Origin of the sequence: Cysteiniphilum marinum, from assembly GCF_014857925.1 — a bacterium.
GTDB classification, from domain to species: domain Bacteria; phylum Pseudomonadota; class Gammaproteobacteria; order Francisellales; family Francisellaceae; genus Caedibacter; species Caedibacter marinus.
On the sequence record NZ_JACYVZ010000028.1, the window covers coordinates 22,592 to 35,562 of the forward strand.

The window sequence follows — 12,971 nt, forward strand, 5'->3', positions numbered from 1 at the left end:
TGTTATAATTGTACTTATGCCCTAATTGGCTTTCTTGGTCCTTTACGCGTACGAGCATTCGTCTTAGTACGCTGACCTCTTACAGGCAGATTACGGCGATGTCTACGACCACGATAAGTACCTAGATCCATTAAACGCTTAATGTTCATTGATACTTCACGACGAAGATCACCTTCCACTGTAAACTTGGCAACTTCACTTCTCAATGACTCGATCTGCTCTTCTGTCAAGTCTTTGATTTTGTTGCTTGGTTCAATGTTACACGCAGCACATATTTTAATTGCGCGTGGACGCCCAATACCATAAATCGCTGTTAAGGCAACATCAGCATGCTTATGATCAGGAACGTTAATCCCAGCTATACGAGCCATTTACAATACTCCATTTACTTTATTAATATCTTAAAATTATTAGTTAATTTGGCACGGCGGACGAATATAACGCTTTTTTTATTAAAAAGCAAGCCACCATGTCTAATTATTAACCTTGACGCTGTTTGTGTCTTGGATCAGTACAGATCACACGAACCACACGATTACGCTTGATCACTTTACAGTTTCTACACATCTTCTTCACAGAAGCTCTGACTTTCATCTGATTACCTCATTCTTGTTAAAATTATAATTTACCGTAATTACTCAAATTTGCTTTCTTTAACAGTGAGTCATACTGAGTTGACATCATATGTGATTGCACTTGCGCCATGAAATCCATGATCACAACCACAACGATCAATAATGATGTTCCACCAAATGTAAACGACAACCCATGACCAAAAAAGTTCATAACAAAAATTGGTAATAAACAAATTGCGGTAATATAGATCGAACCAATAAGTGTTAATTTACTCATGACCGAGTCAATATATTTTGCTGTTTGCTCACCAGGTCTAACCCCAGTAATAAACGCCCCAGAACGCTTAAGATTATCTGCTGTTTCTTTCGGATTGAAAACAAGCGCCGTATAGAAGAAACAAAAGAAAATAATCGCTGCTGCAAATATCAATGTATACAGCAAGCTACCTGGTTGAAGCGCTTCACCAATTTCAGCTAACCATCCTAATGAAGGTGAAGATGCAAACCAATTAGAAAGCATCCCAGGAACCATCAAAATAGATGATGCGAAAATAGGCGGAATCACACCCGCCATATTTAGTTTTAATGGTAAATGACTTGTTTGTGGCGCCATCATCTTACGACCTTGCTGACGTTTAGCATAGTTAACCGTAATACGACGTTGAGCACGTTCGACAAAAACAACAAAAGCAACAACCGCTAGTAAGATAACTAGCAACACCCAAACAGTTAGGTATGAAATTGCGCCTTGGTTAGCTTGTGAAATTGTTGTGCTAATTTCAAATGGCAGGTTGGCAACAATACCTGAGAAGATTAGTAATGAGATACCATTACCAATACCACGTTCAGTCATCTGCTCACCCAACCACATCAAAAACATACTGCCTGTTGTCATTGAGATAATTGCGGCAAAATAAAACAAAAATCTTGAGTCAATATCCACGAGTCCAGGCTGATTGAACGTATAAACTGCGATACCAAACGATTGCACTAACGCGAGCGCCAAAGTGGCATATCTTGTGTATTGCGTTATTTTCTTCTGCCCTGATTCCCCTTCTTTTTTGAGCTCCATCAGTTTTGGTGAAACCGCACTCATCATCTGGAAGATAATCGACGCTGAAATATAAGGCATAACACCTAATGCAAAGATACTTAACTTCTCAAGTGCACCACCAGAGAACATGTTAAACATACTCAAAAGTCCATTGCCACCAGCGTACTGCGCTGACATTAACTTACTCAACTGATCAGCATCAATATATGGGATCGGGATATAGACACCTAGTCTAAAGACAATAATGCCTAATAAGACAAAAAGAAGGCGTTGTCTTAATTCTTTAAGTCCGCCACCTTTTTTAAGATTTTGTGTTGCCATAGCAATATTACTCTACCTTACCACCAGCAGATTCAATAGCTGCTTTTGCACCTTTTGTGCAATGCAAACCATTAATAGTAACTGGTTTATTGATTTCACCACTTGCAATAATGCGCGCTTCAAGCATATCTTTACGTACAAGACCTGCCTGCTTTAACACATCCAAAGTCACTACGTCTGCTTCAACTACATTTAATTCATGCAATCTGATTTCAGCAACATATCTTGCTTTTTGTGAAGTAAAACCAAATTTAGGTAGTCTTCTTTGTAAAGGCATCTGACCGCCTTCAAAACCAACTTTATGGTAACCGCCAGAGCGTGCTTTTTGACCTTTGTGGCCACGACCAGAAGTCTTACCAAGACCACTACCGATACCACGTCCAAGGCGCTTTGCAGCAGGCTTTGAGCCTTGCGCTGGAGAAATTGTATTTAATCTCATTGAAATTACCCCTCTATCTTCACCATGTAGTTGATCTTGTTAGCCATACCACGATTAGCAGGCGTATCAATCACTTCTACACTTTGGCGAATTTTACGTAAACCTAGACCGCTTGCACACGCTTTGTGTGATGCTTGGCGGCCAATTAGGCTTTTCGTCAACGTTACTTTAAAAGTCTTATTATCAGTCATCGTACTTACCCTTGAATTGCTTCAACGCTCAAGCCACGCTTCTCTGCAATCTCCTCAGGAGATTTAAGGCTGCTTAAACCATTGATAGTTGCACGAACAACGTTGATTGGGTTAGTGGAACCATAAGTCTTAGCTAATACGTTATGAACACCTACCACTTCAAATACTGCACGCATCGCACCACCGGCAATAATACCTGTACCTTGAGATGCTGGCTGCATGAATACTTTAGACGCACCATGGTTAGCGGTTGTTGGGTACCATAAAGTATCACCATTTAAGTTAACCGTTTCCATATTGCGACGTGCGTTTTCCATTGCTTTTTGGATTGCCACAGGTACTTCACGAGATTTACCTCTACCAATACCGACTCGGCCATTTCCATCACCAACAACAACTAAAGCAGCAAAGCTCATGATTCTGCCGCCTTTAACTGTTTTGGCATGTCTTTTTACGCTGACTAACTTCTCGATCAAGCCGTCAGTTTTTTGCATATTATCTGCCATTATCAGTCGCCTTTAATTAAAATTTCAAACCATTTTCTCTAGCTGAATCAGCTAGCGCTTTTACGCGGCCGTGATATCTAAAGCCTGAACGGTCAAAAGCAACCTGCTCAATGCCTTTTTCAACAGCGCGCTGTGCAATTACTTTACCAACAACTGTGGCTGCAGCAACGTTCCCAGTGTAAGAACAATCGCCTTTCACAGCTTGCTCAAGTGTTGAAGCTTGCGCTAAAACTTGATTACCATCGCCAGAAATAATTTGAGCATACATATGCTTAGGTGTTCTATGTATGCATAAACGAACTTGATTTAGCTCTTTAAGCTTAATGCGTGTACGCTTTGCACGACGTAAACGAGCAATTTTCTTATTCATAGTTTTACTCACTTATTTTTTCTTAGCTTCTTTGGTGATTACTCTTTCATCCGCATAACGAACACCTTTGCCTTTATAAGCTTCAGGTTGACGATAAGCGCGGATATCTGCTGCAACTTTACCAAGTAGCTCTTTGTTCGCACTCTTCAAAACAATTTCAGTTTGTGAAGGTGTCTCAGCTGTCACACCTTGAGGTAACGCATGATCGACTGGATGAGAGAAGCCAAGTGTTAAGTTTACACTGTTACCTTGCGCTTTAGCACGGTAACCAACACCTACCAACTGCAACTTTTTCTCAAAGCCCTGACTAACGCCAACAACCATGTTGTTAATCACTGAGCGCGCAGTACCTGATTGCATATTTGCAGTTTTAGACTCATCATTTGGTTTAATGTTGATAATCTTATCTGCAATTTCAATCGTCACTGCATTATTAATTTTTTTAACTAGTTCGCCTTTGGCACCCTTAACGGTAACAAGGTTATCATTTGCTACTGTAACTGTAACACCGCTAGGAATAGCAACAGGCTTTTTACCAACTCTAGACATTAAAAATCTCCTGTTTTATGCTACGTAGCAAATTATTTCACCACCAACGCCTTCTGAACGTGCTTTTCTGTCGCTCATCAGACCTTTAGAAGTTGAAATCACAGCCACACCAAAGCCACCGTGAACTTTAGGAAGTTCAGCTGCTGTCTTGTAAATACGAAGACCAGGGCGGCTTACACGCTTAAGCATTTCAATTACAGGTTGCCCCTGATGATACTTAAGCTCAACACTAAGCGTACCATTATTTTCTTCAGAAACATCAAGGCTCTTGATAAAACCTTCTGCAACAAGAAGTTCAGCAATTGCTTTTTTCTTCTTAGATAAAGGCATAGAAACCGTTGTCTTATGTGCAGACAAACCATTTCTAATTCTTGTTAGCATATCTGCAATAGGATCTTGCATACTCATAAAATTTAATCCTTCTATTACCAGCTAGCTTTTTTCAAGCCAGGAACATCACCAACCATTGCGTGCTCACGCAACTTGTTACGGCATAAGCCGAACTTCTTGTAAACAGCATGCGGTCTACCGGTAATACGGCAGCGCGTTTGTAAACGTGAAGGCGATGAATTCACTGGAAGTTTTTGCAATTTAATTTGCGCATCCCACTTCTCATCATCAGTGGCATCTGGACTTAGAATAATTGCTTTAAGCTCAGCTCTTTTTTGAGCATATTTCGCAACTAATCTTTGTCTTTTTAATTCTCTTTGGACCATTCCAAGTTTTGCCATTGTAAGGTTACTCCTTAAGATTTCAGCGGGAAGTTAAACGCAGTCAACAGCGCTCTACCGTGTTCATTACTCTGAGCAGTTGTCGTAATTGTGATATCTAAACCACGAATACTATCAACTTTATCGTAATCAATTTCTGGAAAAGCGATCTGCTCGCGCATACCCATACTGTAATTACCACGTCCATCAAATGATTTAGGATTTAAACCACGGAAATCACGGACACGTGGGATTGCAATCGATACTAAACGATCTAAAAACTCATACATACGCTCGCCACGCAAAGTTACCTTCGCGCCAATTGGCCAACCATCACGAATCTTAAAACCAGCGATAGATTTTCTTGTTTTAGTAATCACAGCTTTTTGACCTGCAATTGCTTCTAAGTCTCTTACCGCGTGCTCTAACGCTTTTTTATCTTTTGCAGCTTCACCAACACCCATATTAAGCGTGATTTTAGTAATGCGCGGAATTTCCATCACATTAGCTACACCTAGCTCATCTTTAAGCTGTGGAACTACTTTTTCTTTATAGAAAGCTTTTAGCCTTGCCATATTTTACTACCTATAGATCTACTAATTCGCCATTTGACTTGAAATAGCGAACTTTTTTATTACCATCTTCTACAAATTTAACGCCAACACGGTCAGCTTTCTTTGTAGCAGGGTTATATAAAGCAACATTAGACGCGTGAATAGATGCTTCTTTCTCGATAATGCCGCCCTCAACCCCTTTATTTGGGTTAGGCTTTACATGTTTCTTGACAAGATTAACACCTTCCACCACTACGCGATTCTCTTCAGAAAGCACAGTGACTATTGTTCCTCTACGACCTTTGTCTTTACCAGCGATAATTACAACGTCATCGCCTTTCTTCAGTCTATTCATTCTCTGTTATACTCCAACTTATAACACTTCAGGGGCAAGTGAAACAATCTTCATAAATTGTTCACTACGTAGCTCACGTGTCACAGGACCGAATATACGCGTACCAATAGGTTGGTTGTTGTTATTCAAAAGAACAACAGCATTACCATCAAAGCGCAAAACAGAACCATCGCGACGACGAACACCTTTCGCTGTTCTAACCACGACCGCACTGTGTACGCTTCCTTTTTTTACCTTACCGCGTGGGTTCGCTTCTTTAACAGTCACTTTAATCACATCGCCAACACTTGCGTATCTGCGATGAGAACCACCCAACACTTTGATACATTCTACCCTACGAGCGCCACTATTATCAGCAACTTGAAGTTCAGTTTGCATCTGAATCATTTTATATACCTCACTTACGTCAATTTCCAAATAGTGGCGTCAAAAGACGCACTATTATAACAACAAAAACTAAAATTGCAATTTGACAATTTGCACAGAAAAAAACCTCCTCCACGCAAGCTGTTTTATCATTACATTTTTATTATTTTGCACGCTCTACGATCGAAACCAAACGCCACTTTTTAGTTTTTGAGTAAGGTCTTGTTTCAGTGATCTCAACCGTATCACCTTCGTTGCATTCGTTTGTTTCATCATGCGCATGGTACTTAGTAGATTTAGTTACAAACTTACCATATAACGGATGCTTAACCTTACGATCCACAACGACCGTGATCGTTTTATCCATCTTGTCACTTGTCACTTTACCAAGTAACGTTCTTATTTTATCACTCATCTCTAGTTACCCACTTTTTGTTTTTCAGACAAAATCGTATTAATGCGAGCAATATCACGACGAATGTTTTTAAACATATGATTCTGTGTTAATTGCCCAGTTCCTTTTTGCATACGCAAATTAAACTGCTCTTTCAACAAATCAATCTTATGCGCTTTCAACTCTTCAGCTGATTTTGCTTTTAATTCTTTTATTTTTTCACTAGCTTTCATTACATCACCGTTTTTTCTGCGAATGTAGTTGCAAAAGGAAGCTTAGCTGCAGCACGCGCAAAAGCGGCTCTAGCCATTTCTTCACTCACACCCTGGATTTCATAAAGCATCTTACCTGGCTTGATTTGCGCTACCCAATATTCAACATTACCTTTACCTTTACCCATACGAACTTCTAATGGTTTTTCAGTAATTGGCTTATCTGGGAAAACACGAATCCATACTTTACCGCCACGACGAATATGACGGTTAATCGCACGACGCCCTGCTTCGATTTGACGAGCTGTCATACGACCACGAGCGGTCGCCTGTAAGCCAAACTCACCAAAACTGACTTTATTGCCACGCAAAGCAAGACCACGGTTACGCAATTTTTGCTGTTTACGGAATTTAGTACGCTTAGGCTGTAACATTATTTAGCCCCTCTTCTTTTTGATTTCTTTGGCGCTTTATCTTCAGTCGCTGCGTCAACTTTACGCTCTTGACCTGGAAGAACTTCACCTTTGAATATCCATACTTTAACACCTAGGATACCGTAAGTTGTTAAAGCTTCAGATGTTGCATAATCAATATCAGCACGGAATGTATGAAGTGGAATACGACCTTCTTTTGCCCATTCAGTACGCGCGATTTCAGCACCACCTAAACGACCAGCGATCGATACTTTAATACCTTCAGCACCCATTTTCATAGCGGTTTGAATCGCACGCTTCATCGCACGACGGAACATAACACGCTTCTCTAATTGTTGCGCAATACCATCAGCAACCAATTGAGCATCTAACTCAGGCTTGCGGATTTCTTCGATATTAACCTGAACAGGCACGCCCATTTTTTTGGTTAATTCGTTACGCAACACTTCAACGTCTTCACCTTTCTTACCAATCACGATACCAGGACGCGCAGTGAAAATAGTCACTTTAGCATTTTGCGCTGGACGCTCGATCTTGATCTTACTCACTGAAGCATTGGCTAGTTTTTTATGAAGATAGTTACGCACTTCGATATCGGAGTTTAACTTATCTGCATAATCTTTTGCATCTGCATACCATACTGAACGCCAGTCTTTAATAAAACCTAGGCGTATACCGGTAGGATGAACCTTCTGACCCATTTAGTGCCCCTTAATTTTTTTCTGCCACTTTCACAGTAACGTGAGAAGTGCGTTTTAAAATACGATTACCACGACCTTTAGCGCGAGCTTCAAAACGTTTCATGGTTGAACCTTCATCAACGTGTACTGTAGAAACATACAGCTCGTCAATATCCAACCCATCGTTATGCTCAGCGTTAGCAATAGCCGACGTTAAGACACCTTTGATCAATTCAGCAGCTTTTTTATTGCTAAAAGAAAGAAGGTTTAACGCTCTTTCAACTGGCAAACCACGAATTTGATCAGCGACCAAACGTGCTTTTTGAGCTGAAATTCGCGCATGTTTTAATTTAGCTTGAACTTCCATTGAAAACCTCAATTATTTTTTCTTAGCTTTTTTATCTGCTGCATGACCACGGTAATTACGTGTCACAGCAAACTCGCCTAACTTGTGCCCAATCATGTTTTCAGTTACGAGAACTGGAACATGTTGATGACCGTTATGCACAGCGATTGTTAAACCAATCATATCTGGCACAATCATTGATCTTCTAGACCAAGTTTTGATTGGCTTTTTTGAATTAGACTCTTGCGCATCAAACACTTTCTTTAATAGGTGATGATCTACAAAAGGTCCTTTCTTTAATGAACGAGCCACAGTATTCTCCCTTTAATTATTTACGTCTTTGTACAATTAGCTTGTTAGAACGCTTGTTTGTACGTGTTTTCTTACCTTTAGTCTTCACACCCCAAGGCGTTACAGGATGACGGCCACCAGAGGTACGACCTTCACCACCACCATGTGGGTGATCAACTGGGTTCATCGCAACACCACGTACAGTAGGACGAATACCACGCCAACGATTAGCACCTGCTTTACCGATTGATCTTAAGTTATGCTCAGAATTAGAAACAACACCAATTACTGCGCGACAACCCAACAATACTTTACGCATCTCACCTGAACGCAAGCGCACGATCGCATAAGCATTATCTTTACCAACGATTTGAACTGAAGTTCCAGCAGAGCGTGCCATTTGCGCACCTTTGCCAGGCTTTAATTCAACGTTATGAACAACCGTACCAAGCGGAATGTTACGGATTGGCATGCAGTTACCTGGTTTGATTGAGACGTGCTCACCAGAGACAACTTCCATACCAGCCGTTAAGCCTTTTGGCGCAATCATGTATCTTCTTTCACCATCTTTGTACAACAATAATGCGATATTTGCTGTACGATTTGGGTCATACTCGATACGTTCAACTTTAGCTGGAATACCATCTTTAAAGCGTTTAAAGTCAATAACACGATAGTTTTGCTTGTGACCGCCACCTTGATGACGAACAGTAATACGACCTTGGTTGTTACGACCTGCGTTTTTAGACTTACTCTCAACTAATCCAGCAAAAGGTCTGCCTTTGTGAAGCTCAGGGTTTTGAATCTGAACAACAAAGCGACGACCAGGAGAGGTTGGTTTTGCTTTAACTATTTTCATTATCTATCCTCACCGCTAACTTATTCAGCACCAATAAAATTGATGTCATGACCTTCTTGAAGTCTAATATAAGCTTTCTTCCAGTCTTTAGTTCTACCTTCAATACGACCAAAACGGCGCGCTTTACCTTTAACGTTGACAGTTTTCACATCTTCAACTTGTACTTCAAAAAGCATTTCAACTGCTTTTTTAATTTCTTTTTTTGTTGCATCCGTCGCGACTTTGAAAACAACATAAGAAGCACGCTCAGCGGCCTCATATGCTTTGTTTGTCACATGCGGACTTAGCAACACTTTAAGCAATCTTTCTTGATTCATACTAAACGCTCCTCAACTTGCTTAACTGCTTCTTGAGTCATAATTACTTTGTCAAAGCACATTAACGCAACAGGATTGATTTCATGTGAATCAACAACAGCTACATTCTTAATGTTTCTTGAAGCAAGGTACAGCTCTTCAGTAAACTCTTCAGGGCTTACAACAATCAAAGCTTCTTTGACATCTAACTGCTTTAATAACTGGACGAATTCTTTTGTTTTTGGTGTTTCAAGCTTAAAACCTTCAACCGCTAACAGACGATCACTTCTTAACAACTCAGACAAAATAGATTGAATTGCCGCACGGTACATTTTGCGGTTAACTTTTTGCTCATAGCTTCTTGGCTTAGCAGCAAATGTTACGCCACCTTTACGCCAGATTGGAGAACGAATAGTACCAGCACGCGCACGCCCTGTCCCTTTTTGTCTCCAAGGCTTAGCACCACCGCCTGATACTTCAGAACGTGTTTTTTGTGCTTTTGTACCTTGACGCGCACCAGCCATATAAGCCACGACGACTTGATGAACCAATGCTTCATTATAATCTTTAGAGAATACGCTATCTGCCACATTCAGCACACCAGTGTTTTCACCAGCCAATGTTTTAATATTTAAATCCACGTGCATCTCCCCTCTTAAGCTTTAACTTTGATAGCAGGTGTTACGATAACATCACCGCCTGTTGCGCCAGGAATGCCGCCTTTTAATAACAACAAACCGTTTTCAACATCTACTTTAACAACTTCAAGAGTTTGCATAGTGGTTTGAACATTACCCATGTGACCTGCCATTTTCTTATTCTTGAAAACACGACCAGGGGTTTGGTTTTGACCTGTTGAACCATGCACACGATGAGACAGGGAGTTACCATGCGTTGCATCTTGCGTTCTGAAATTATGACGCTTAACACCACCTTGGAAACCTTTACCTTTAGAAGTACCTGTTACATCTACTTTTTGACCAGCTTCAAACATAGAAACATCAACTGTTTTACCAGCTTCATATTCTGCAACTTGTTCTGCGCTTAGACGAAACTCCCATAAACCGCGACCCGGCTCAACATTTGCCTTAGCAAAATGACCAGCCTCCGCTTTATTCACACGAGAGCGCTTCTTAAGACCTGTTGTTACTTGAATAGAGCTATACCCATCTGTATCAGTTGTTTTCACTTGTGTTACCGTGTTTGGCTCCACATGAACAACCGTTACAGGGATAGATGTTCCATCTTCAGTAAAGACACGAGTCATGCCGCATTTGCGACCTACGATACCTAAAGACATCTTTTATCCTCATTTTATTATTATTTACTTCCGTGATTACAATTGACCACGAAACACTTATTTTCACTGCTTTTGCAGCTTTAACCAAAACGCCGCCTTTATCTATGTAAGGCAATACTGCTTTGGCAATTTTTCACGACTCAAGTCGCAAAACTTTAGATTTGCCCAAAGGCAAATTACTTTAACTTTTCTCCAAAAACGCTTTAAAGAAAACTTAAAACAACTCGCAAAAAAGACGCTAAAACCCGCCTAAAATAAGCATTCACCAACACCCGAGCACGCAACAAAGCCGCCTGAGCACAGGAAAATGGTAGCGCATTCTAACGCATACTGGTTTAAACTTCAACAGCGTGATTGCAATTAGTTTGCTGGCGAATTGAATCAAATTAAAAGTTATTGAAATTAGACTATATGACTGCTTCAACATAATCCTTAGTTCGGTTTAGTGCATTAACTCGAACTATAAAATTTCTTAGTTCGGTTTAGCGCATTAACTCGAACTATAAAAATCCTTAGTTCGGTTTAGCACATTAGCTTTTACTATAGATCGTTAAATACTTCTCAAATGTAAAAAGTTTATTACGCTCATATCCTGTGATTTCTTTTAGAATATTTTTGCTCTCAAATTCTTTTATTAAATGGCTAGCAGTAGATTTACTTATATCTAGCTGCTTTATAATATCGCTCATTGTTATTATTGGTTGCTGGTATAAAAACTGGATAAGCTTACCAGCATTATCTGCTTTTTTACCAAATCCTACGATTAGTGTATCCATTTCTTGTTTTAGCATCAAAAGACTCCGAAAGGTTTCCACGCCACTGTTAGCGGTAACAATCACTGCTTCAAGGAAGAACTTAAGCCAATGCGTTAGATCATGATCAGTTCTGACCCTAGTAAGCGCTTCATAATAGGCTGATTTATTCTTTTCAATAAAGTCCGATAAATATAAAGAAGGCTTTTTTAACGCCATGTTCAATTTTTTAAAGTGGTAGATATTGCATAGCATAAGGAAAAGCTTTAGTTTTTAATTTGCACAAAAAAACTGGAAGCACACCTTATGCTATTAGAAGACTTTATCATTTCTGTGTATTGTTTGGTAGACAATGAATTAAAAAAGCTGACAAAAGAACGCCCCTTAAGAGCTCGAGGCTTTGCGCCAAAGCTTTCAGATGCAGAAGTGATTACCATGGATATTGTAGGAGAATTTATGGGCAAAGACACAGATAAAGGTATATGGCAATACTTTAAGACGCATTGGCAGTCTTGGTTTCCAGGTCTTGGCAGTCGTAGTAACTATGTGAAGCAATCTGCAAATTTATGGCAGGTTCATCAGCAAATACAGTATGCTTTGGCAAGTAAGTTAAATGCTTTTGCAGACTCGATCCATTTAGCAGATGGCTTCCCAATCCCTGTATGCCACTTTAAACGAGCACGCTCAAGTAAAATTTTCAGGGATACAGCCACTTATGGGTACTGCGCCTCCAAGGAGGAAACATATTATGGCTTCAAGGGTAATATATGTATTAGCTCAGAGGGTGTTATTACAGGCATCACAGTAACACCAGCGCATATTGATGAAAGGGAATCGCTTTACGAGGTTGTGTCTGGCATCCATGGTTTATTACTTGCTGATAAAGGTTTAATTGGTCAGGATTATCAAAAGGATTTCAGGCAGGAGACTGGTGTTAATTTGCAAACCCCTACAAGGGGAAATATGTCAGATAATCGAGGAAAAGATGCCAATCGCTGGATTGTATCTACTCGCAGGCTAGTGGAAACTGTTATTGGTCAACTAACTGAACGGTTTAATATTGAGAAAGTTCGTGCGCGTGATTGCTGGCATTTAACAAAACGGATTGCTAGAAAATTACTTGCTCATACTATTGGTGCTGTAATATGCAAAAGTAAAGGCTATTCAAACATACAGTTTGAAAAATTAGGAATTTAAAAAGTTGAACATGGCGTTACCATAGATCATTAAATACTTATCAAAAACAAAAAGTTTATTACGCTCATATCCTGTAATTTCTTTGAGAATATCTGATGTACCCCCTCAATTTGGGACAGTAAGTCCACCAGAATGAGGAGCAGAAAAATGGCAAAATCTCGCTACACACAAGAGTTTAAAAATGAATCAGTTAAATTAGCTCTAGAAAAAGATGCTAATC

The 12,971-nt window shown here is 39.9% G+C and carries 25 protein-coding genes; 1 reads left to right on the forward strand and 24 read right to left on the reverse strand.

Going from position 1 to position 12,971, the window contains the following annotated elements; genetic code table 11:
* Positions 1 to 14: 14 nt before the first annotated feature.
* The 24 genes from rpsM to IE867_RS10985 all read right to left on the reverse strand — a co-directional run bounded on the left by rpsM (position 15) and on the right by IE867_RS10985 (position 11,773).
* A complete protein-coding gene (gene rpsM / locus IE867_RS10870) occupies positions 15 to 371 on the reverse strand; it encodes a 30S ribosomal protein S13 (RefSeq protein ID WP_192484753.1) in 357 nt (118 codons plus the stop codon).
* A gap of 109 nt (positions 372 to 480) precedes the next feature.
* Positions 481 to 594 carry a 50S ribosomal protein L36 gene (rpmJ, locus tag IE867_RS10875; protein ID WP_003017816.1) on the reverse strand — a complete coding sequence of 38 codons (114 nt, stop codon included), beginning with the start codon at positions 592 to 594 and terminating at the stop codon, positions 481 to 483.
* Positions 595 to 618: 24 nt separating this feature from the next.
* The gene (gene secY / locus IE867_RS10880; RefSeq protein ID WP_117001394.1) at positions 619 to 1,950 is read right to left on the reverse strand and encodes a preprotein translocase subunit SecY; all 1,332 of its coding nucleotides are present in this window, start codon (positions 1,948 to 1,950) and stop codon (positions 619 to 621) included.
* Between the two features lie 7 nt (positions 1,951 to 1,957).
* On the reverse strand, positions 1,958 to 2,389 hold the full coding sequence (gene rplO / locus IE867_RS10885; protein WP_192484754.1) for a 50S ribosomal protein L15: 432 nt from the start codon (positions 2,387 to 2,389) through the stop codon (positions 1,958 to 1,960).
* Positions 2,390 to 2,394: 5 nt separating this feature from the next.
* Positions 2,395 to 2,580, reverse strand: coding sequence for a 50S ribosomal protein L30 (rpmD, locus tag IE867_RS10890; RefSeq protein ID WP_117001396.1), 186 nt, complete (start codon positions 2,578 to 2,580; stop codon positions 2,395 to 2,397).
* 5 nt (positions 2,581 to 2,585) lie between these two features.
* Positions 2,586 to 3,086 carry a 30S ribosomal protein S5 gene (gene rpsE / locus IE867_RS10895; protein ID WP_192484755.1) on the reverse strand — a complete coding sequence of 167 codons (501 nt, stop codon included), beginning with the start codon at positions 3,084 to 3,086 and terminating at the stop codon, positions 2,586 to 2,588.
* A 16-nt stretch (positions 3,087 to 3,102) separates the two neighbouring features.
* Positions 3,103 to 3,456: a 50S ribosomal protein L18 gene (gene rplR, locus IE867_RS10900; RefSeq protein ID WP_192484756.1), complete on the reverse strand. Its 354-nt coding sequence runs from the start codon at positions 3,454 to 3,456 to the stop codon at positions 3,103 to 3,105.
* A 12-nt stretch (positions 3,457 to 3,468) separates the two neighbouring features.
* Positions 3,469 to 4,005 (reverse strand): 50S ribosomal protein L6, encoded by a 537-nt coding sequence (gene rplF / locus IE867_RS10905; RefSeq protein WP_192484757.1) that lies wholly within the window; start codon positions 4,003 to 4,005, stop codon positions 3,469 to 3,471.
* Positions 4,006 to 4,020: 15 nt separating this feature from the next.
* Entirely contained in the window at positions 4,021 to 4,413 is a 393-nt protein-coding gene (gene rpsH / locus IE867_RS10910) for a 30S ribosomal protein S8 (RefSeq protein WP_192484758.1), read from the reverse strand.
* A gap of 17 nt (positions 4,414 to 4,430) precedes the next feature.
* A complete protein-coding gene (rpsN, locus tag IE867_RS10915) occupies positions 4,431 to 4,736 on the reverse strand; it encodes a 30S ribosomal protein S14 (RefSeq protein ID WP_192484759.1) in 306 nt (101 codons plus the stop codon).
* A 14-nt stretch (positions 4,737 to 4,750) separates the two neighbouring features.
* The gene (rplE, locus tag IE867_RS10920; protein WP_192484760.1) at positions 4,751 to 5,290 is read right to left on the reverse strand and encodes a 50S ribosomal protein L5; all 540 of its coding nucleotides are present in this window, start codon (positions 5,288 to 5,290) and stop codon (positions 4,751 to 4,753) included.
* A gap of 10 nt (positions 5,291 to 5,300) precedes the next feature.
* A complete protein-coding gene (rplX, locus tag IE867_RS10925; RefSeq protein WP_117001403.1) occupies positions 5,301 to 5,624 on the reverse strand; it encodes a 50S ribosomal protein L24 in 324 nt (107 codons plus the stop codon).
* An 18-nt stretch (positions 5,625 to 5,642) separates the two neighbouring features.
* Positions 5,643 to 6,011: a 50S ribosomal protein L14 gene (gene rplN, locus IE867_RS10930; protein ID WP_192484761.1), complete on the reverse strand. Its 369-nt coding sequence runs from the start codon at positions 6,009 to 6,011 to the stop codon at positions 5,643 to 5,645.
* Positions 6,012 to 6,153: 142 nt separating this feature from the next.
* Positions 6,154 to 6,405 carry a 30S ribosomal protein S17 gene (gene rpsQ / locus IE867_RS10935; protein WP_192484762.1) on the reverse strand — a complete coding sequence of 84 codons (252 nt, stop codon included), beginning with the start codon at positions 6,403 to 6,405 and terminating at the stop codon, positions 6,154 to 6,156.
* A gap of 2 nt (positions 6,406 to 6,407) precedes the next feature.
* Positions 6,408 to 6,617 carry a 50S ribosomal protein L29 gene (gene rpmC / locus IE867_RS10940; protein ID WP_192484763.1) on the reverse strand — a complete coding sequence of 70 codons (210 nt, stop codon included), beginning with the start codon at positions 6,615 to 6,617 and terminating at the stop codon, positions 6,408 to 6,410.
* The gene (rplP, locus tag IE867_RS10945; RefSeq protein WP_192484764.1) at positions 6,617 to 7,030 is read right to left on the reverse strand and encodes a 50S ribosomal protein L16; all 414 of its coding nucleotides are present in this window, start codon (positions 7,028 to 7,030) and stop codon (positions 6,617 to 6,619) included. Before rplP ends, rpmC begins: the two co-directional genes overlap by 1 nt.
* Positions 7,030 to 7,731: a 30S ribosomal protein S3 gene (gene rpsC / locus IE867_RS10950; protein WP_192484765.1), complete on the reverse strand. Its 702-nt coding sequence runs from the start codon at positions 7,729 to 7,731 to the stop codon at positions 7,030 to 7,032. The genes rplP and rpsC overlap by 1 nt, the downstream gene beginning before the upstream one ends.
* Positions 7,732 to 7,741: 10 nt before the next feature.
* Positions 7,742 to 8,077 carry a 50S ribosomal protein L22 gene (gene rplV, locus IE867_RS10955; protein WP_119328266.1) on the reverse strand — a complete coding sequence of 112 codons (336 nt, stop codon included), beginning with the start codon at positions 8,075 to 8,077 and terminating at the stop codon, positions 7,742 to 7,744.
* 12 nt (positions 8,078 to 8,089) lie between these two features.
* Complete coding sequence (gene rpsS / locus IE867_RS10960; RefSeq protein WP_117001410.1) at positions 8,090 to 8,368, reverse strand: 30S ribosomal protein S19; 279 nt, start codon at positions 8,366 to 8,368, stop codon at positions 8,090 to 8,092.
* 16 nt (positions 8,369 to 8,384) lie between these two features.
* Positions 8,385 to 9,209 (reverse strand): 50S ribosomal protein L2, encoded by an 825-nt coding sequence (gene rplB / locus IE867_RS10965; RefSeq protein WP_192484771.1) that lies wholly within the window; start codon positions 9,207 to 9,209, stop codon positions 8,385 to 8,387.
* A gap of 17 nt (positions 9,210 to 9,226) precedes the next feature.
* Entirely contained in the window at positions 9,227 to 9,523 is a 297-nt protein-coding gene (rplW, locus tag IE867_RS10970) for a 50S ribosomal protein L23 (RefSeq protein ID WP_151192904.1), read from the reverse strand.
* Positions 9,520 to 10,143, reverse strand: coding sequence for a 50S ribosomal protein L4 (rplD, locus tag IE867_RS10975; protein ID WP_117001413.1), 624 nt, complete (start codon positions 10,141 to 10,143; stop codon positions 9,520 to 9,522). The genes rplW and rplD overlap by 4 nt, the downstream gene beginning before the upstream one ends.
* Before the next feature lie 14 nt (positions 10,144 to 10,157).
* On the reverse strand, positions 10,158 to 10,802 hold the full coding sequence (gene rplC / locus IE867_RS10980) for a 50S ribosomal protein L3 (protein ID WP_192484767.1): 645 nt from the start codon (positions 10,800 to 10,802) through the stop codon (positions 10,158 to 10,160).
* Between the two features lie 530 nt (positions 10,803 to 11,332).
* Positions 11,333 to 11,773, reverse strand: coding sequence for a Fic family protein (locus IE867_RS10985; protein ID WP_192484768.1), 441 nt, complete (start codon positions 11,771 to 11,773; stop codon positions 11,333 to 11,335).
* A gap of 87 nt (positions 11,774 to 11,860) precedes the next feature.
* Between IE867_RS10985 and IE867_RS10990 the strand changes: the two genes are divergently transcribed.
* On the forward strand, positions 11,861 to 12,751 hold the full coding sequence (locus tag IE867_RS10990) for an IS982 family transposase (protein WP_192484769.1): 891 nt from the start codon (positions 11,861 to 11,863) through the stop codon (positions 12,749 to 12,751).
* Positions 12,752 to 12,971 lie beyond the last annotated feature (220 nt).